At 70.6% G+C, this 16,467-nt stretch carries 14 protein-coding genes and 1 pseudogene; 9 read left to right on the top strand and 6 right to left on the bottom strand.

What is annotated here, in order from left to right; translation table 11 throughout:
• Window positions 1-52: 52 nt before the first annotated feature.
• Window positions 53-226: a hypothetical protein gene (locus ACWD26_RS02940; RefSeq protein ID WP_451265563.1), complete on the top strand. Its 174-nt coding sequence runs from the start codon at window positions 53-55 to the stop codon at window positions 224-226.
• Window positions 227-616: 390 nt separating this feature from the next.
• Here the strand turns inward: ACWD26_RS02940 and ACWD26_RS02935 are convergent, their stop codons facing one another.
• The 3 genes and pseudogenes from ACWD26_RS02935 to ACWD26_RS02925 all read right to left on the bottom strand — a co-directional run bounded on the left by ACWD26_RS02935 (window position 617) and on the right by ACWD26_RS02925 (window position 3,649).
• Complete coding sequence (locus ACWD26_RS02935) at window positions 617-2,116, bottom strand: alpha/beta hydrolase (RefSeq protein WP_451265561.1); 1,500 nt, start codon at window positions 2,114-2,116, stop codon at window positions 617-619.
• A 150-nt stretch (window positions 2,117-2,266) separates the two neighbouring features.
• Window positions 2,267-3,262: pseudogene (locus tag ACWD26_RS02930) on the bottom strand (aldo/keto reductase).
• Window positions 3,263-3,322: 60 nt separating this feature from the next.
• Window positions 3,323-3,649, bottom strand: coding sequence for a nuclear transport factor 2 family protein (locus ACWD26_RS02925; protein ID WP_451265559.1), 327 nt, complete (start codon window positions 3,647-3,649; stop codon window positions 3,323-3,325).
• A 189-nt stretch (window positions 3,650-3,838) separates the two neighbouring features.
• On the opposite strand from ACWD26_RS02925, the gene ACWD26_RS02920 reads away from it, so the two are divergent.
• The 6 genes from ACWD26_RS02920 (at window position 3,839) to ACWD26_RS02895 (ending at window position 9,710) form a co-directional block, all read left to right on the top strand.
• Window positions 3,839-4,384 carry a DoxX family membrane protein gene (locus ACWD26_RS02920; protein ID WP_451265557.1) on the top strand — a complete coding sequence of 182 codons (546 nt, stop codon included), beginning with the start codon at window positions 3,839-3,841 and terminating at the stop codon, window positions 4,382-4,384.
• Between the two features lie 36 nt (window positions 4,385-4,420).
• On the top strand, window positions 4,421-4,774 hold the full coding sequence (locus ACWD26_RS02915) for a MazG-like family protein (RefSeq protein ID WP_451265555.1): 354 nt from the start codon (window positions 4,421-4,423) through the stop codon (window positions 4,772-4,774).
• A complete protein-coding gene (locus tag ACWD26_RS02910) occupies window positions 4,767-5,300 on the top strand; it encodes a hypothetical protein (RefSeq protein WP_451265553.1) in 534 nt (177 codons plus the stop codon). Before ACWD26_RS02915 ends, ACWD26_RS02910 begins: the two co-directional genes overlap by 8 nt.
• A gap of 154 nt (window positions 5,301-5,454) precedes the next feature.
• Entirely contained in the window at window positions 5,455-7,668 is a 2,214-nt protein-coding gene (locus ACWD26_RS02905) for an MMPL family transporter (RefSeq protein WP_451265551.1), read from the top strand.
• A gap of 114 nt (window positions 7,669-7,782) precedes the next feature.
• The gene (locus ACWD26_RS02900) at window positions 7,783-9,036 is read left to right on the top strand and encodes a sensor histidine kinase (protein WP_451265549.1); all 1,254 of its coding nucleotides are present in this window, start codon (window positions 7,783-7,785) and stop codon (window positions 9,034-9,036) included.
• On the top strand, window positions 9,033-9,710 hold the full coding sequence (locus tag ACWD26_RS02895) for a response regulator transcription factor (protein WP_451265547.1): 678 nt from the start codon (window positions 9,033-9,035) through the stop codon (window positions 9,708-9,710). Before ACWD26_RS02900 ends, ACWD26_RS02895 begins: the two co-directional genes overlap by 4 nt.
• Window positions 9,711-9,862: 152 nt before the next feature.
• Here the strand turns inward: ACWD26_RS02895 and ACWD26_RS02890 are convergent, their stop codons facing one another.
• Together ACWD26_RS02890 and ACWD26_RS02885 are read right to left on the bottom strand one after the other, a co-directional pair.
• The gene (locus ACWD26_RS02890; protein WP_451265545.1) at window positions 9,863-11,311 is read right to left on the bottom strand and encodes a family 43 glycosylhydrolase; all 1,449 of its coding nucleotides are present in this window, start codon (window positions 11,309-11,311) and stop codon (window positions 9,863-9,865) included.
• A gap of 22 nt (window positions 11,312-11,333) precedes the next feature.
• Window positions 11,334-12,836: a family 43 glycosylhydrolase gene (locus ACWD26_RS02885; protein WP_451265543.1), complete on the bottom strand. Its 1,503-nt coding sequence runs from the start codon at window positions 12,834-12,836 to the stop codon at window positions 11,334-11,336.
• Between the two features lie 215 nt (window positions 12,837-13,051).
• Here ACWD26_RS02885 and ACWD26_RS02880 point away from each other — a divergent pair, with 215 nt between their 5' ends.
• Window positions 13,052-13,921, top strand: a complete 870-nt coding sequence (locus ACWD26_RS02880; protein ID WP_451265541.1) for an LLM class F420-dependent oxidoreductase — start codon at window positions 13,052-13,054, stop codon at window positions 13,919-13,921.
• 104 nt (window positions 13,922-14,025) lie between these two features.
• On the opposite strand, the gene ACWD26_RS02875 is transcribed toward ACWD26_RS02880, so the two are convergent.
• On the bottom strand, window positions 14,026-15,249 hold the full coding sequence (locus tag ACWD26_RS02875) for a hypothetical protein (RefSeq protein ID WP_451265539.1): 1,224 nt from the start codon (window positions 15,247-15,249) through the stop codon (window positions 14,026-14,028).
• A gap of 181 nt (window positions 15,250-15,430) precedes the next feature.
• On the opposite strand from ACWD26_RS02875, the gene ACWD26_RS02870 reads away from it, so the two are divergent.
• The gene (locus ACWD26_RS02870; RefSeq protein WP_451265537.1) at window positions 15,431-16,087 is read left to right on the top strand and encodes a maleylpyruvate isomerase N-terminal domain-containing protein; all 657 of its coding nucleotides are present in this window, start codon (window positions 15,431-15,433) and stop codon (window positions 16,085-16,087) included.
• The last annotated feature ends 380 nt before the right edge of the window (window positions 16,088-16,467 follow it).

Below are 16,467 nucleotides of genomic sequence, written 5' to 3'. Positions count from 1 at the left end.
GTGGCCCCGGGGCCACCCGCACTGTCCGTACCCAGGTGAAGGATTCGGAAGAGTGAACCGACTGATCAACGGGGTCAAGGTCGTCTGCGGTCTGACGCTGTTGCTGCTCTATCTGACCGATGTGGTGACGGCGGTGCCCTGGTCGATCTTCGCCATCCTGCTGGGCGGCGGCCTGGCGGTGGACGGGACCCGGGGCCTCCTGGCGAAGCGCGGGAACCCGGAGTGAGACCGGACGCCGGCAACGCAACTTCCACAAACGGAGGGATTCACTCCGGACCATTCGAGCACGTGGCGGGCATATGCTCATGACCCGCCTCCACGAGAGCTTCACACTTGGAGGTGGTGGCTTCGGCGACCAACCCGAGGGGGGTGGCAGCCGTTCCGTGATCCGGATGGGGGCGGACCTCGCGTGGGACCGCGAGGTAAGCACCGGAGAACGGGACGGCTGCCCGCCGTTCTGCTTCTTCTCCGGGCGGTATCCAACCGGGACTTCCTGGCAGCGAGCCCTCGACAGCCTGGGAATTGGCTGTCTTATGGATATCTGATGCCGCAGCCCGCTTTCTCAGGCCTCGCACATTCCTTGTTCACGACGGCTCAAAGGTTCCTCCTGGCTCTTCTAGCCACAGGTGACGTCCCCGTCCGGTCGCTCCCCCGTCACCAGGAAGCGGGTCACCGTCCGGTCGCCGCAGGCGTTGCCGTTGGCGAGGTAGGCGTCGTGGCCGGTGGAGTTCACGGTCACCATGACGGCGCGCCTGCCCAGGGCCTCGCGGAGCTTGAGGGCACCGCTGAGCGGGGTGGCCACGTCACGCCGGTTCTGGACGATGAGGACGGTGGAGGGGCCGCGGTCGGTGATCCGCACCGCGGGCTCCTTCGGCGGGAACGGCCAGGCGGCACACATCGTCGCGTTCCTCGGCATCCCGGCGGTCAGCGGGTACTTGGCCCGGCTCTCGGCGACGTCCTTCTCGTACACGGCCGCCGACGTGGGCCAGGCCACGTCGTTGCAGAGGGTGCCGGCGGCGATCGCGACGACGTTCTGCATCAGGGACTCGGGCGGCGCCTCGGGCGCGGGCGGCACGGTGCCCTTCTGGACGGCCAGCATCAGCCGGGCGAGGGTCGGGTAGTCGTCGGGGTCGTAGAGGCTGTCCAGCATCGCCTGACGGAAAACCTTGCCGTTGAGCTCCTCCGGGTTGGCGCCGGGCCAGGGGAGGGGCTCGCGGTCGAGGCGTGCGGCGAGGCGGAGGTAGAGCGCGCGCACCTCCGCCGGGGTGCGGGCCACTCGGTCCGCGTTACGGGGCGCCGAGGCCCACTTGGCGAACTCGGGGAAGTTGTCCTCGACGCCGGTCTCGAACCCGGCGAACCAGCCGCGGGCCACCAGGGTGGGATCGGGACCGTAATTGCTGTCCAGCACGAAGCGATCGGTGCGGTGCGGGAACAGTTGGTTGTAGACCGCGCCGACGTAGGACCCGTACGAGAGGCCCCACGCGGAGATCTTCCGCTCGCCGAGCGCCGCCCGGATACGGTCGAGGTCGCGGGCCTCGTTGGCGGTGCTGATGTGCCGGATCAGCTCGCCGCCGTTGCGCGCGCAGGCCGTCGAGATCCGCCGCGCGGTGGCCATGGTCTCGGTGACGGAGCCGTCGGGGGCGGGCCAGGGGAAGAGCTTCGTGCGGGGGAGGTCGCCTCGCTCCACATCGCAGCTGACCTGGGTGGAGCGGCCGTACCCGCGGGGGTCGAACCCGATCAGGTCGTAGGCGTCCCGTACCTCCTGCGGCAGCTTCTGCCCCTTGCTGGACGGCTCGTCGAGGCTGCCGCCGCCGGGACCGCCGGGGATCATGAACAGGGCCCCCCGGCGCGCCTCCGCGTTCTCGGCGCGTATGCGGGAGAAGGCCACGGTGATCTTCTCGCCGCCCGGGTCGGCGTAGTCCATCGGCACCTCGATGGTCGCGCACTCCTGGCGCGGGTCGAGCCCCGTCCCCTCGCACGTCGTCCAGTCGAGGGGCGGCGGCTTCGGAGCGACCGCCGCCGATGTCGAAGCGGTCGCGGTGGTGAGGGGTACGGCGAGGCATAGGAGGGCCGCCGACGCGGCGAGCAGCGCTGCGTTTCGCTTGATGTCCGTCATACGAACGAGCTTCGCCCGCCCCGTGCGTCGTCGGCAGCCCGCCAACCGGCGTCTGCGCAGGGGGGCTTGCCCCCGAGGGTTCCCCTAAGGCCCGGGCGTTCCCCTAGGGGCCCGGAGGTTTCCCAGGCCCGGGTGTTCCCCCAGTGCTGTTCACCGCCCCAGGATCCGGTCGATCTCGGCCACCTGGTCCGCGGTGAGCGGCCCCTTCGCTAGGGCGCCCGCGTTCTCCTCGGCCTAGGCGACCGAGCGGAAGCCCGGGATCGGCACGGTCCGCGGGCTGCGGGCCCAGATCCAGGCGAGGGCGCCCTGCGCGAGCGTACGGCCCTCGCTGGTGAGGATCTCGCGCAGCGCGTCCACCCGGCCGAGCCACTCCGGGTCGGCGCCGCCGTCCGCGCTGAAACCGGGCAGCCAGGCGGGCGGGGCGCTGCGGATGTCACCGGCCTCCAGCGCGCGCCCGGGGGTGTGCTTGCCGGTGAGCAGACCCATGGCGAGGGGGCTGCGGTTGACGCTCGCGAGGTTCGACTCCTCGCACAGGGCCAGGAGTTCGGGCGCGTCCTGCAGGATGTTCAGGCGGTGCTGTACGGCCGTGCAGTGCGCTCCTTCGGCGAACACGGCGGCGCGGTCCGGGTCGTCGGTGCTCCACGCGTACGCCCGGATCAGGCCCTCCCGTACGAACTCCTCGCAGGTGTCGCGGAGTTCGGCCGCGCGCTCGGGGTCGGCGTCGGAGATGTGCAGCTGGTACAGGTCGACGTGGTCGGTGCCGAGGCGGTCGAGGGAGGCGGTGAGGGCGCGGCGGGCGTGGGCCGGGGTGTCGTCCTGGCCGTCGCACGTGCGGGTGGACTCGTCGAAGAGGTTGCCCCACTTGGTGGCCACCACGACGTCCGCGCGGCGCTTGCCGAGGGCACGGCCGAGCAGGCGCTCACTGTGTCCGGCACCGTAGGCGTCGGCCGTGTCGAAGAAGGTGACGCCGAGGTCGAGGGCGCGGTGGACCGCCCGTACGGACTCCTCGTCGTCCACCTTGCCCCAGCCGAGCGGCCGCCCCTCGGCGTCCTGCCATTCACCGCCGATCGCCCAGCAGCCGAAGCCGAGGGCGCTGACCTGGATACCGCTGCGGCCGAGGGACCTCGTGTACGTGTTCGTCTCCATGACCATGGACGGTAGGAGTTGGAGCGCACACGAAGGCAAGCCCCTCAGGAGAACTGTTTTTCAGGCTTGGCCCGTCTCGAACCGGCTGATCCTGCCGTCCTCCGACACGGTGAAGCGCCAGGCGGTGCGCATCTCGCCCCAGGTGTCGTTGCGGTAGTTGGCGACCAGGGCACGGCCGCCGTCGGACTCCCGCTGGACCTCGATGTGACCGTGGGAGGAGAAGATCTCCCGGTCGGTCCAGTCGGCGAGGTCGCGGTCGGAGCCGTCGTCCGACATGGTCGCGTCCTCCGTGAGGAGCGCGAAGAACGCGTCCTCGTCCTGGGCGTTCACCGCGGCGACGAAGGCCCTGACGGCCGGGTCGCTGAGTCTGGCGGGTGCGATCGTCATGGCGGCCAGCGTCACACCGTTCGCGGGGGCACGCCACCGGAGGCGCGCGACCGGGGCGGGGCCACCCGAACGGCGGCCCCCGTCGCCCCGGGCAGGTGTGATCGGTGCGACGGTGGATACGCGGGGGGGACGTACGCACGTTCATGCTGTCGGCTTCCCCGCCGGTACCTCTGCTGTTCGGGAGTGCTCATGACGTCATTCGACCGACGCGATCTGGGACTGTTGCTGCTCCGGCTGGGCGCGGGCGGTGTGCTCGCCGCGCACGGCACGCAGAAGCTGTTCGGCTGGTTCGGCGGACACGGGATCGAGGGGACCGGCGCGTTCATGGAGTCCGTCGGGTACGCGCCGGGCAAGGCGAGCGCGACCGCGGCCGGGCTGGCCGAGACGGGCGGCGGTGTGCTGCTCGCGCTGGGCCTCGCGACGCCCGCGGCCGGTGCCGCCGCGGCGGGCGCGATGGGCGGCGCGTCCGCGATCCACGCGCCCAACGGCTTCTTCAACACCGAGGGCGGCTACGAGTACGCCGCGACCCTGGGGCTGGCCGCGGCAGGCCTGGCCATCGCCGGTCCCGGCCGTCTCTCCCTCGACCACGCGTTCCGCCATGTCGTCGACCGGGGCTGGATGGTCCCGACGGCGCTCGCCGGTACGGCCGCGGTCACCGCCGTGGTCGTGGGCCTGCGCAACCAGCGGGTGCGCAAGGAGAAGGAGGGTGAACAGGAGACGCTGTTCGAGGAGTGACCGCTCGCTGTCACAGGGGCGTGGCAAGCTGCGCCCATGAGCGAGCAGACCGACGCCCCCGACTCCCCCGACGACCTCTGGCAGTCCATCGCCCTCCTCCACGCCTGGCTGGAGGCGGACCAACCGTGCGACGGCCAAGAGGGCCTGCTGCTGCGGATGTTGAAGCTCCAGGAGGAGGTCGGCGAGGTCGCCCAGGCGGTCATCGGCGCGACCGGCCAGAACCCGCGCAAGGGCACCACCCACACCTGGGACGACGTCCGGTCGGAGCTGTGCGACGTGGTCGTCACGGCCCTGGTCGCCCTGCGCGCCCTCACCCCGGACGCCCGCGCGGTGTTCGACGCCCATCTGGCCGGGGTCACCGCACGCTCCCTGGGGTCCCGCCGTGGCTGACAGCGCGTTCTGGATCGCCGCGCTCACCGCGGGTACGGCTGTGCTGGCGAGCTGGGTGACGAGTCGGGGGACCGCGCGGGCGGCGCGGATACAGGCGGACACGACGGCGAGCGCGCAGCGCGTGGAGCGGCTGCGGCAGGCGCGGCGGACGGCGTACGCGGAGTTCATGGAGCAGGCGCAGCGGCTGAACGACGTGCACTGGAAGGTGTCCGACGTGGTCCGGGGCGCCGAGGACGGGTTCGGGCCGGAGCAGGTCGAGGAGCTGCGGCGGTTGCGTGAGCGGCAGCGGGACGAGTACGCCGCGCTGCGGAACCTCACCTGGGTCGTCTCGCTGGAGGGGCCCGAGGAGGTGGCCGCACTCGCCAACACCGTCAGGCGGGCGACGAGCCCCTTCCACAAGGCGATCGAGGCCATGATCGAGGGCGACACCGGTGCCGTCGCCCGCTTCGACGCCTGCTACTCGCCGTTCTGGGACGCGCTGAGGGCGTTCATCAAGTCCTCCCGCGACACCCTGCACGCCATGTAGGGGGCTCCGGTCATACCCCGGGGTGACCCGGCGGCCCTGGCGTACTGCGTTCTGAGTAGCCGGGATTGTCGGCAGCCGCACGACGACGGGACAGGGGCCCGGCCGGGAGTCTTGGGCAGGCATCCGAGACTTCTGACGTGGAGACCTGCGACCCATGGCAACCTTTCTTCATCGACTGGGCCGACTGGCCTTCCGCAAACGCTGGTACGTGACCCTTCTGTGGGTGGCGGTCCTGGGCGCCGTCGGTCTCGGCGCACTCAAGGCCCCGGGAGCCGCCGACGAGGAGTTCGCCATGCCGGGCATCGAGTCCCATAAGGCGTTCGACCTGCTGGAACAGCGCTTCCCCGGCGTCACGGCCGACGGCGCGACCGCCCGGGTCGTGTTCGTCGCGCCCAGCGGTGAGAAGGTGACCGCCGCCGAGAACAAGAAGGCGATCGAGGAGACGGTGGCCGAGCTGGCCGACGGCTCGCAGGTCGCGAGCGCCGTCGACCCGTTCCAGGCGCGGGCCGTCAGCCAGGACGGCTCGACGGCGTACGCGACGGTCACCTACAAGGTCGCCGCGAACGACCTCACCGACGCCGCCAGGACCCACCTGGAGAACGCGCTGCACCAGGCGCAGGACGCCGGGCTGACGGTCGAGGCCGGCGGTGACGCGGTGGCCGAGCAGGGCGGTGCGGGCGGCATGGCCGAGGTGATCGGTGTCGCCATCGCCGCCGTCGTCCTGCTGGTCACCTTCGGCTCGCTGGCGGCGGCCGGGCTGCCGCTGCTGACCGCGCTCGTCGGCGTCGGCCTCAGCATGGCCACGATCCTCGCCCTGTCCGACGCCCTCGGCCTGTCCACCACGACCGGCACCCTCGCCATGATGCTGGGCCTCGCGGTGGGCATCGACTACGCCCTGTTCGTGGTCTCCCGCTACCGCGAGGAGCGCGCCAAGGGCCGTACGCCCGAGGAGGCGACCGCGCTCGCCACGGGCACGGCCGGGTCGGCGGTGGTGTTCGCGGGGCTCACGGTCGTCATCGCGCTGGCCGGGCTGTCCGTGGTCGGCATCCCGATGCTGACGAAGATGGGGCTGGCCGCCGCGGGCGCGGTCGTCGTCGCCGTACTGATCGCGCTGACGCTGGTCCCGGCCCTCCTCGGCTTCTGGCCGAACGCCGTGCTGACCCGGAAGGCGCGCCGGAGCGGCCGCATCGAGGAGAGCGTCCAGGACAACGGCGGTACCCGCTGGTCCCGGTTCGTGCTGCGCCGCCCGGTGCCCGTGCTGGTCCTCGGTGTCATCGGCCTCGGCGCGCTCGCGGTGCCCATGACCGATCTGCAGCTGGGCATGCCCGGCGACGAGGCCAAGTCGACCTCCACGACCGAGCGGCGGGCCTACGACGCGCTCGCCGAGGGCTTCGGGCCCGGCTTCAACGGCCCGCTGACGATCGTGGTGGACGCCGAGGGCGTGGACGACGCCAAGGGCGCCGCCGAGACGATCGCGAAGGAGATAGGCGCCACCGAGGGGATCGTGTCCGTCTCCCCCGCGCGCTTCAACGAGGCCGGTGACACCGCCGTCTTCTCGGCCGTGCCCGCCACCGCGCCGACCGACGAGAAGACCAAGGACCTGGTGACCGTCATCCGGGACGAGCGTCCCGGCATCGAGTCCGAGACGGGGGCGACCTTCGAGGTCACCGGTACGACCGCGCTGAACATCGACATCTCCGACAAGGTGCAGTCCGCGCTGGTCCCCTACCTGCTGGTCGTGGTCGGCCTCGCCGTCATCCTGCTGCTGGTCGTCTTCCGCTCCCTCCTCGTCCCGCTCAAGGCGGCCCTCGGCTTCCTGCTGTCGGTGCTCGCCTCGCTCGGTGTGGTCGTCCTGGTCTTCCAGCAGGGCCACGGCGCGGAGCTCCTGGGCGTGGAGCAGACCGGCCCGATCATGAGCCTGATGCCGATCTTCCTGGTGGGCATCGTCTTCGGCCTGGCGATGGACTACGAGGTGTTCCTGGTCTCGCGGATGCGGGAGGCGTACGTCCACGGCGACCGGGCCGACGAGGCGATCACCAGTGGCTTCCGGCACAGCGCCCGGGTGGTCGTGGCCGCCGCCCTGATCATGATGGCGGTGTTCGCCGGGTTCATCGGCGAGAGCGACTCCATGATCAAGATGATCGGGTTCGGGCTGGCCTCGGCCGTCATGTTCGACGCCTTCGTCGTACGGATGGCGATCGTGCCCGCCGTGCTCGCCCTGCTGGGCGACAAGGCGTGGTGGCTGCCGAAGTGGCTGGACCGGATGCTGCCCCACGTGGATGTGGAGGGCGAGGCCCTCAGCCGCGAGCCCGAGGCGGAGTCCGCCCCGGCCGAGACCGCCGAGCCGGCGGCGGTGGCCCGCACCTGATCCGACCGCCCCACCCCCCACCGGGGCCGTCCGTGGCGAAGGCCACGGGCGGCCCTCGGGGCGTTCGCATCCCCCGTCGACCACCATGGTCAGAGTTCACCGACCGGAGTCACGATGAGTATCAGCAGTTCCAGCCCGGAAGGGCGCTACGTGGATCGCCTGGCGGACTTCTCCGAGCGTCGTCCCCTCCTCGTCGATCTGGCGCTGGCCATGGCGCTGATGGGCTGCGCCACCCTCGGCACCGCGCTCACCCTGCCCGGCACCGAGCCGCCGGACCAGGACAAGGTCGGCGTCGCCGTCATGGGCGTGTCCTGTCTCGCCCTGCTCAAGCACCGCACCCACCCGCGCGGCGCCCTCGTCGTGACCGCCCTCTGCACGATCGTCGCGGTGGCACTGGGCTTTCTGCTCACGCCCCTGTTGCTGGCACCGATCATGGCGGCGCTCTACTGGCTGGCCACCCTCACCGACCGGCAGACCACCCGCGTCTACGGCCTGACGACCATCGCGGCGATGACACTTGCGGCCGTGTTCTCCGACTCCATGAACCACCTCTCGCTGGTGCTCCGGACGATCGGCCCGGTCTTCTGGCTGCTGCTGCCCCTCGCCGCGGGCCGGGGGACCCAGGTGCGACGCGCCTACCTGAAGTCGGTGCAGGCCCGCGCCGAGCACGCCGAGCGCACCCGGGAGGAGGAGGCCCGCCTCCGGGTCACCGAGGAACGGATGCGTATCGCCCGCGATCTGCACGACGTGGTCGCCCACCACCTGGCCCTCGCCAACGCCCAGGCGGGCACCGCCGCGCACCTCACCCGCACCGATCCCGAGCAGGCCCACCGGATCCTCACCGACCTGACCGGCACCACGTCGTCGGCACTGCGCGAGCTGAAGGCCACCGTCGGCGTGCTGCGCCAGCCCGACGACCCCGAGGCACCGCTGGCCCCCACCCCGGGGCTCGCGCAACTGCCGGAGCTGATGACCGCGTGCGAGTCCGCCGGCCTCACCGTCACCGTCACCACGGAGGGCGACCCCGGGCAGCTCGACCCCGGCGTGGATCTGACCGCGTACCGGATCGTGCAGGAAGCCCTCACCAACGTCCGCAAGCACGCCGCCGTGGACGCCGCGCACATCCGCCTCGCGTACGAGGAGAGCCACCTGACCATCACGGTCACCGACGACGGCACACCCCGCCCCCGCGGCACCCCGGAAACCGGCCGCGGCTTCGGCCTCATCGGCATGCGTGAGCGCGCCCACTCCGTCGGCGGCTGCCTGAGCGCCGGTCACCGTCCCGAAGGCGGCTTCGAGGTCACCACCGATCTCCCGCTGCGCCCCCGGCCTCTGGCCCCCGCACCCGAAACGGACCAGACCCCATGACCATTCGTGTCCTGCTCGCCGACGACCAGGCCCTGCTGCGGGCCACCTTCCGGATCCTCGTCGACTCCTGCGAGGACATGGAGGTGGTCGCCGAGGCCACCGACGGCCGCGAGGCGGTCGACCTCGTCCGTGTCCACCACCCCGACGTGGTCCTCATGGACATCCGCATGCCCGGCACCGACGGTCTCACCGCCACCGCCGTGATCTGCGCCGACGAGGAGATGGCCGACACCCGCGTACTGATCCTCACGACCTTCGAGATCGACGAGTACGTGGCCCAGGCGCTGCGCGCCGGCGCCAGCGGCTTCCTCGGCAAGGACGTCACCGCCGACGCGCTCCTCGACGGCATCCGCACGGTGGCCGCCGGCGACACCCTCCTCTCCCCCGCCGCCACCCGCACCCTCATCACCCGCTTCCTGGCCACCCCCACCCCCGGCAACCGCCTCGCCTCCCCCGACCGGCTGACCACCCTCACCACCCGGGAACGCGAGGTCATGTCCCTGGCCGCCGAGGGCCACTCCAACGACGAGATCGCCGAGAAGCTCTACGTCAGCCCCCTGACCGTACGCACCCACATCCACCGCGCGATGACCAAGCTGGGCGCCCGGGACAGGGCCCAGCTGGTGGTGATGGCGTACCAGTCGGGTCTGGTCCAGGTGCCACCGTCGGCCTGAAACGCCGACGCGCCGCCCGTGTGGGCGGCGCGCGGGTGGCCTGGTGAACAGGCGCGGCTGGATCTACCCCTTCAGGGACCCGGATCTATTCCTTCAGGGACCCGGCCCACTCCTTCCGGAGCCCGGATCTACTCCTTCGGGACCTGGCGGCTCTACTCCTTGTAGAAGGTGGCGTCCTGCCGGTCGAGGGTCGTGCTGACCGGCTGGGTGTAGAACAGGTTGTTGAAGTGCCGGATGTAGCGGCCGGGGAAGTTGAACGACTCGTACGAGACGCCGGCGGCGCTGTCGGCGAGGCCCGCCCGCTCGTGGAAGGAGGCGTCCGCGTCGAACAGGGCCGTGCCGTCGTCCTTCTCCACCCACATCTCGTTGTTCTTGTGGCGCAGGTAGTAGCCGGGGAAGTTGGCCGACTCCAGCGAGACGGTGCCGCTGCCGGCGAGACCGGTGACGATCCGGAACTGCGAGTCGGCGAGGTTGGTGACGTTGGCCTCCAGCTTCGCGCGGTACTCCCAGTGACGCAGGAACTTGTCCGGGAAGTTGTACGAGGAGAGGCGGACCGGGGTCACGCCGTCGGCGACCGGGATGCCGAAGTTGGGGGTGCCGTCGGCGTTCCAGTACAGCTTCTGGTAGCGGGTGCGGCGGTTGGGGTCGTTGAGCGGGTCGCCGCTGATGTCCTTGTAGTTGCGGTCGTGGTAGACGAGGATGTCCGACTTTCCGTCCTCGGAGACCGTGAAGGTGTTGTGGCCGGGGCCGTACTGGCCGGTGTTGGTGTTGCTCTTGAAGACCGGGGTCGAGGTCTTCGCCCAGGAGGCCGGGTTCATGAGGTCGGCGGTCGCGGAGGCGGTCAGCAGGCCGAGGCAGTAGTTGGCGTCGGTGGCGCTGGCCGAGTAGGACATGAAGACCTTGCCGTTCCTCTGGATGACGGCCGGGCCCTCGTTGACGCGGTGGCCGACCGTCTCCCAGGAGTACTCGGGCTTGGAGATCATCACCGGGCTGCCGCTGATGGTCCAGGGATTGGACATCTTCGCCAGGTACAGGTTGGTGCCGCTGCCGACCGCCGGGTCGTTCTGCGCCCAGCTGAGATAGCGGGTGCCGTTGTGGGTGAAGGTGGTGGCGTCCAGCGAGAAGGTGTCGAGCGGCAGCGCTATGCGGCCCTTCTCGGTCCAGGTGCCGGTGATCGGGTTGGCCGCGCTGGTCTCCAGGACGTACGGGCGGATCTTCCAGATGTCGTTGGACCAGCCGGCGGTGAAGTAGATGTACCACTTGCCGTCGATGAAGTGGATCTCCGGGGCCCAGATGTGGGCGCCCATCTCACCGGTGGCGTGCTTGGTCCAGACAGTGGTCTCCGTGGCCGTGGCGAGGCCCTGGAGGGTGGTGGCCCGGCGCATGACGATCTTGTCGTACGCGGGGACCGTGGCCGTGAAGTAGTAGTAGCCGTCGGTGTGCTTGTAGATGTGCGGGTCGGCCCGCTGCTCGGCTATCGGGTTGGTGAAGGTGACGGCCGGGGACGCCGGGGCGGCAGCCTGGGCGGGGGTCGTCACGGTGGTGAGCACGGCGAACGCGGCCGCCGCGGCCACCAGGACCCGTCTGGCGAGATGTCTCATGTTCTTCTGCGGCCCTTCGGGATCAGGCGGTGGTGGGGACGAGTCGCCACTGCTGGCAGTTGTTGTTGAGCCAGGACCACTGGCGGACATCGGTGCCGTTGGCCGTGCCGCAGTCGGCGACGTCCATGACCTTGCCGGTGGAGGCGTTGACGATACGGACGTAGTCGCCGCCGAGGTAGACCATGCGGAACTTCTGGCAGTTGTTGTTCAGCCAGGACCACTGGCGGATGTCGGTGCCGTCGGCGCTCGCGCACTCGGAGACGTCGGCGACCTTGCCGGTGGCGACGTTCACGAGGCGGCTGGTGTCGTCGGCGCGGTCCTCGATCCGCCACTTCTGGTTGGCGCCGCCGTTGCAGGTCCACTGGGCGATGTTGGTGCCGTCGGCCGTGCCGCCGCCGGTGACGTCCAGGCACTTGCCGCTGTTGCGGTTGACGATCGTGTACGCGGTGGGCGTCGTCGCCGTCTCACCGGAGGGGCCCGCGAGCGTCGTACCGAGCGCGACCGGGGTACCGAAGTTCGGGGTGCCGTCCGCGTTCCACGTGAACTTCTGCGCGCGGGTCGTACGGCCGTTGTCGCAGCCGTCGCTCGCCGCGTCGTTGGCGTGGTAGACGATCCAGTTCTCCGTGCCGTCGGGCGAGGTGAAGAACCCGTTGTGACCAGGCGCGTACACGCTGTTGACGTCGCTGCGCTGGAAGACCGGCGTCTGCTTCTTCGTCCAGGAGGAGGCGAGCAGCGGGTCGGAGCCGGTCAGCTCCAGCTGGCCGAGCTTGTAGTCGGGGCCCCAGCAGGCGCTGGCGGAGTAGATCAGGAAGGTGCGGCCGTCGCGGTAGAGCGGCTCGGGACCTTCGTTGACCTCACCGCTCTGGGTCTCCCAGCTCAGCGTCGGGCTGGAGATCACGGTGAAGGTGGTGGAGGCGAGGGTGTACGGGTTGGTCAGCGGCGCGATGACGAGGCTCTGCTTGCTGCCGCCGGCCGAACCGCTGCCGAGCAGGTACAGCTTGTTGTTGTGCTTGAGCACGCTGGCGTCGATCAGCCAGCCGCCCGGGTTGAGGTTGGATCCGGCGAGCTGGTTCTTGAAGGTGTACGGCCCCATCGGGTCGGAACCGGCGCTCTCCAGTACATACGTGCGCTGGTCGTCGCAGCAGGCGGAGCCGCGCGGCCCGGCGGAGTAGTAGAGGTACCACTTGCCGTCGAAGAAGTGGATCTCCGGGGCCCACATGTTCCAGTTACGGGTGGAGGTACTGTCCGACCACACCTGCACGCTGGGCGCGGTGCTCAGCCCGGCCAGCGTGGGCGACTTGCGCATGGTCAGCTCACCGGTGAACGAGGTCGTCACCAGGTAGTAGTTGCCGTTGTAGTACTCCAGCCACGGGTCGGCGCCCTTCTGGGACTTGACCGGGTTGGTGAACGGCTTGCCGTCGGCAGCGGCGGCGGGCGACGCGGGCTGGACGGCGAGGAGCGACGCGAAGAGGGCCAGCAGGGCGGCCCCCAACGTCACCCAGTGACGGACTTGAATGCGGAACACGGCAAGTCCCTTCGGGGAGCGGCTCTAGAGGGGGGGTGGGAGGGGATGGGGGGCTGCACGGGACTGGACGGGAGCGATTGTTCGATATTGCGAACGTTGTGCGTAACTTCGGCCAGAAGGTAAAGCTGAGGCAGGAGGGACGTCAATGGCTGCGACATGATTCGTTTCCGCGGCCCACCGGAATAGATCACGAAGGCGGCCGGGTTGGCGTTTGCATGACCAAAGAGAACAGCGTGGGACGGTACGGCGTCTGGAGCATCGGCCTGCGGGCCGAGGACCCGGCCCGCAACGGCGAACTCGCCGACGCGGCAGCGGAGTTGGAGGATCTCGGGTACGGCGCGGTCTGGCTCGGCGGCAGCACGACGGTCCGGCACGCCGTCCCCCTGGTCGAGGCGACGTCACACATCACCGTCGCCACCGGCATCCAGAGCATCTGGCAGCACGAGGCCGCCGACACGGCCGTACACTTCGCCGAACTGGAGGCCGCCCACCCCGGCCGCTTCCTCCTCGGCCTCGGCGTGAGCCACGCGAAGCTCACGGAGGGGTACCGGCGCCCGTACGCCGCCATGGTCGACTACCTGGACGCCCTGGACGGGGCCGGGGTGCCCGCCGACCGCCGGGTCCTGGCCGCGCTCGGCCCGAAGATGCTCCGCCTCTCCCGCGACCGGGCGGCCGGCTCACACCCGTACCTGGTGACCCCGGAACACACCGCCGAGGCCCGCGCGGCCCTGGGCGAGGGCCCTCTGCTGGCCCCCGAGCTGAAGGTGGTCCTGGAGACCGACCCCGGCCGCGCCCGGTCCGTCGCCCGCGCCCACCTCGCCTTCTATCTCGGGCTGCCGAACTACACGAACACCTTCCTCCGCCTCGGTTTCACCGACTCCGACCTCGCGGACGGGGGCAGCGACCGGCTGATCGACGCGGTGTACGCGTGGGGTGACGATGATCGGATCCGGGCGCGGGTGGACGAGTTCCACGCGGCGGGGGCTGATCACGTGGCGTTGCAGGTGGTCGACGGGCGGGAGGGGGACGCGCTGCCACGGGCGGAGTGGAGGCGGTTGGCGGAGGTGGTGGGGGTGACCGGCTGAGGGTGGACCCTGGGGTGGGCCTTGGGGGCGGGGCGGCGCGCATGGGCACGCGGCGAGGGCGGCGCCACGCACCGCCCCCGCCCTATGGCCCTACGCCTGGTGGCTCAGCGCAAGGTGCGTACGAACACGTCCCCGATGAGGTTCGTGTCCTCGGGGACGAGACCCGGGTAGTAGGACTCGAAGACGACCGTCGACTCGTCCCCGCTCAGCGCGGCATCCCCCACGGTGACGGGTTTGCCGTCCTGCCCCGGTGACAGCGGTTCCTCCTGTCCGGTGCACAGATCGCGCAGGATCAGCCCGAGCGACGTACGGTTCGCGTCCGCCGTGTTGAGCAGCAGCTTCGAGCCGTTGGCGGACAGGTCGGACAGCAGCGTGAGGTCGGTGGGGGCGTGGCCGTCGTACCGCTGGAGCTCACCGGTACGCAGATCGCGGACGAAGGCGTTCACGCCGTTGTTGGTGTCGGTCTCCGCGACCAGGTTGGTGGCCGCCGAGTTGAAGCCGACCTTGGAGCCGTCGGCGCTCAGCACGGGGGCGAAGGACGAAGTGCCGGCCGGCGCCCCATCGTGGGTGGCGTCGGCGTGCACGGTACGCCCGCTCTTCCGGTCGTACACCAGGATGTCGCCCTGATCGCCGGTGCCAGGTCCGGTGTAACCCTCCAGGTAGGCGACCTTGCGCCCGTCCGCGCTCATCGCGACCTGCTCGCACCGGTAGTAGGTCTTCGAGCCGTCCGATTCCCGGCTGACTCGCCGCACCTCCCGGGTCTTGCGGTCCAGCAGCATGACCCGGCAGGCGGACGCCCCGTTCGGATCGACGGTGGACCGGGCGACGAAGGCGACGTACCGCCCGTTCGCACTGACCGGCGCGATGCCGTACGACACCTGGTACCCGTCATCCGTCTCCGCTGCCAGGCGCTCCACGCTCCCGGTGCTCAGATCCATGAGGTGCACGGAGGACGCCCCGGTCGCGGCCGAGAACGACCCGAAGGTCAAGTACCGCCCGGACTCGGACAGTTGAGGCGTGGAAGTCGTCTCCCCCGGCACCACCACCCGCTGCAACGGCTCACCGGGACCCGTCCGGTAGTAGATGCTGTTGCGGACGTCGGTCTCCGGCCCCAGGTTGGTCGCCGACGACATGAAGGCCACGACGCGCCCGTCCGCGCTGACGACGGGGTCGACGGAGTGGCCGTTGCCGCCGCTGCCGTCGGCCGCGACGCTGATCCGCTCGGTGCGCGGCACGACACCCGGCACCTCGTCGTCGCCGACCGCCGCCTGCGCGGGCCAGGCGGAACCCACGACGACGGCCCCCACGACGAGGGCGTTCGCGAGCACATGTAAGGAAGGTCTTGTCAACTGGCTCCCCCTTCACCCGGGGACGACCCCAGTCGCCCCGCCCCCGTCGCCCCCGGCACGTCGCAGAGGACTCACGAGGTTGCAGGCGATGAAAGCGCGCCCACCGACAAAGGGTCAATGCATCGAACCACCTGAATCACCTCTGCAGTACTTTGCGGAGGTGGACCTCTTCTCACACTCCTGGGCAGCGCTGCGCACGGCGGTCGCCGACCTGGCGGACAAGGACTTCGAGCGGCCCTCGGGCTGCGCCGGCTGGCTGGTGAGGGACCTCGTCTGCCACCTGGTCATCGACGCACAGGACGTCCTGATCACCCTGGCCACCCCCGCCGATACGGCCCCCACGGTCGACGCGACGACGTACTGGCAGGTCACGAACGAGCCCCCGAGCGGCGACGACCCCCTCGACGCCCTGACGGTCCGCCTGGCCGCCGCGTACGAGGACCCGGCCCTCCTCAAGTTTCACCTGGACGACGTGGGCTCCGCCGCCGGCCGCGCGGCCCAACTCGCCGACCCCACAACCCGGGTGAGCACCCAGGACCAGGTCCTCACGGTCGCCGACTACCTCACCGCGTACGTCCTGGAATGGGCCCTCCACCACCTCGACCTGACCGCCCACCTCCCGTCCGCCTCGGGCCCGACCCCGGAGAGCCTGGCCCACTCCCGCGCGGCGCTGGAACGGATCGCCGGAGCCGCGTTCCCCATGTCGTTCACCGACGAGGACGCCCTCCTGATCGGCACGGGCCGTCGAGCACCGACGGACGATGGGAAAGCTCAACTCGGCGATCTGGCAAGGAAGTTGCCGCTGATCCTCGGCTGAGAGGTTGCCCGGGGCCCCTGGAGGTCACGCGTCCAGGGAACGCCGAGCGCCGTAACCGGTAGCCGAGCGTGCACCACTTCTCCGCGCACTCGCCGAGTTTGGGTACATGGCGAGGTTGCTGCGGCTGGAGCCTTCGACAGGATCCAATCCGAAGACGTGCCCGGCCTCGTAGTGCCGACGTTTTGGAGGTCGCACTTGCCCGAGCAGCTGCTGGTCACGTTGTTGGTGACGTCGTAGTCGTTGGTGTTGTACCGGACGTCCACCTCGAACAGGTCGAAGGCGCGTGCACGGTCGGCGCGGCGGGGACCACCGCCCTGCACCACGCGTCCCGGCACGTCACCGCTGTCGCGTTGCCACCGGCAACCGCGTCGCGCACACCC

Source organism: Streptomyces sp. NPDC002787 (genome assembly GCF_053592095.1).
Note: the sequence above shows the minus strand (reverse complement) of the source record. Positions and strands in the feature narration are given on the sequence as shown.

What these genes read in the sequence shown, in the direction of transcription:
- ACWD26_RS02935 (WP_451265561.1), bottom strand. Translation starts at nt 2,116, where the DNA reads ATGACGGACATCAAGCGAAACGCAGCGCTGCTCGCCGCGTCGGCGGCC.
- ACWD26_RS02925 (WP_451265559.1), bottom strand. Translation starts at nt 3,649, where the DNA reads ATGACGATCGCACCCGCCAGACTCAGCGACCCGGCCGTCAGGGCCTTC.
- ACWD26_RS02920 (WP_451265557.1), top strand. Translation starts at nt 3,839, where the DNA reads ATGACGTCATTCGACCGACGCGATCTGGGACTGTTGCTGCTCCGGCTG.
- ACWD26_RS02915 (WP_451265555.1), top strand. Translation starts at nt 4,421, where the DNA reads ATGAGCGAGCAGACCGACGCCCCCGACTCCCCCGACGACCTCTGGCAG.
- ACWD26_RS02905 (WP_451265551.1), top strand. Translation starts at nt 5,455, where the DNA reads ATGGCAACCTTTCTTCATCGACTGGGCCGACTGGCCTTCCGCAAACGC.
- ACWD26_RS02900 (WP_451265549.1), top strand. Translation starts at nt 7,783, where the DNA reads ATGAGTATCAGCAGTTCCAGCCCGGAAGGGCGCTACGTGGATCGCCTG.
- ACWD26_RS02895 (WP_451265547.1), top strand. Translation starts at nt 9,033, where the DNA reads ATGACCATTCGTGTCCTGCTCGCCGACGACCAGGCCCTGCTGCGGGCC.
- ACWD26_RS02890 (WP_451265545.1), bottom strand. Translation starts at nt 11,311, where the DNA reads ATGAGACATCTCGCCAGACGGGTCCTGGTGGCCGCGGCGGCCGCGTTC.
- ACWD26_RS02880 (WP_451265541.1), top strand. Translation starts at nt 13,052, where the DNA reads ATGACCAAAGAGAACAGCGTGGGACGGTACGGCGTCTGGAGCATCGGC.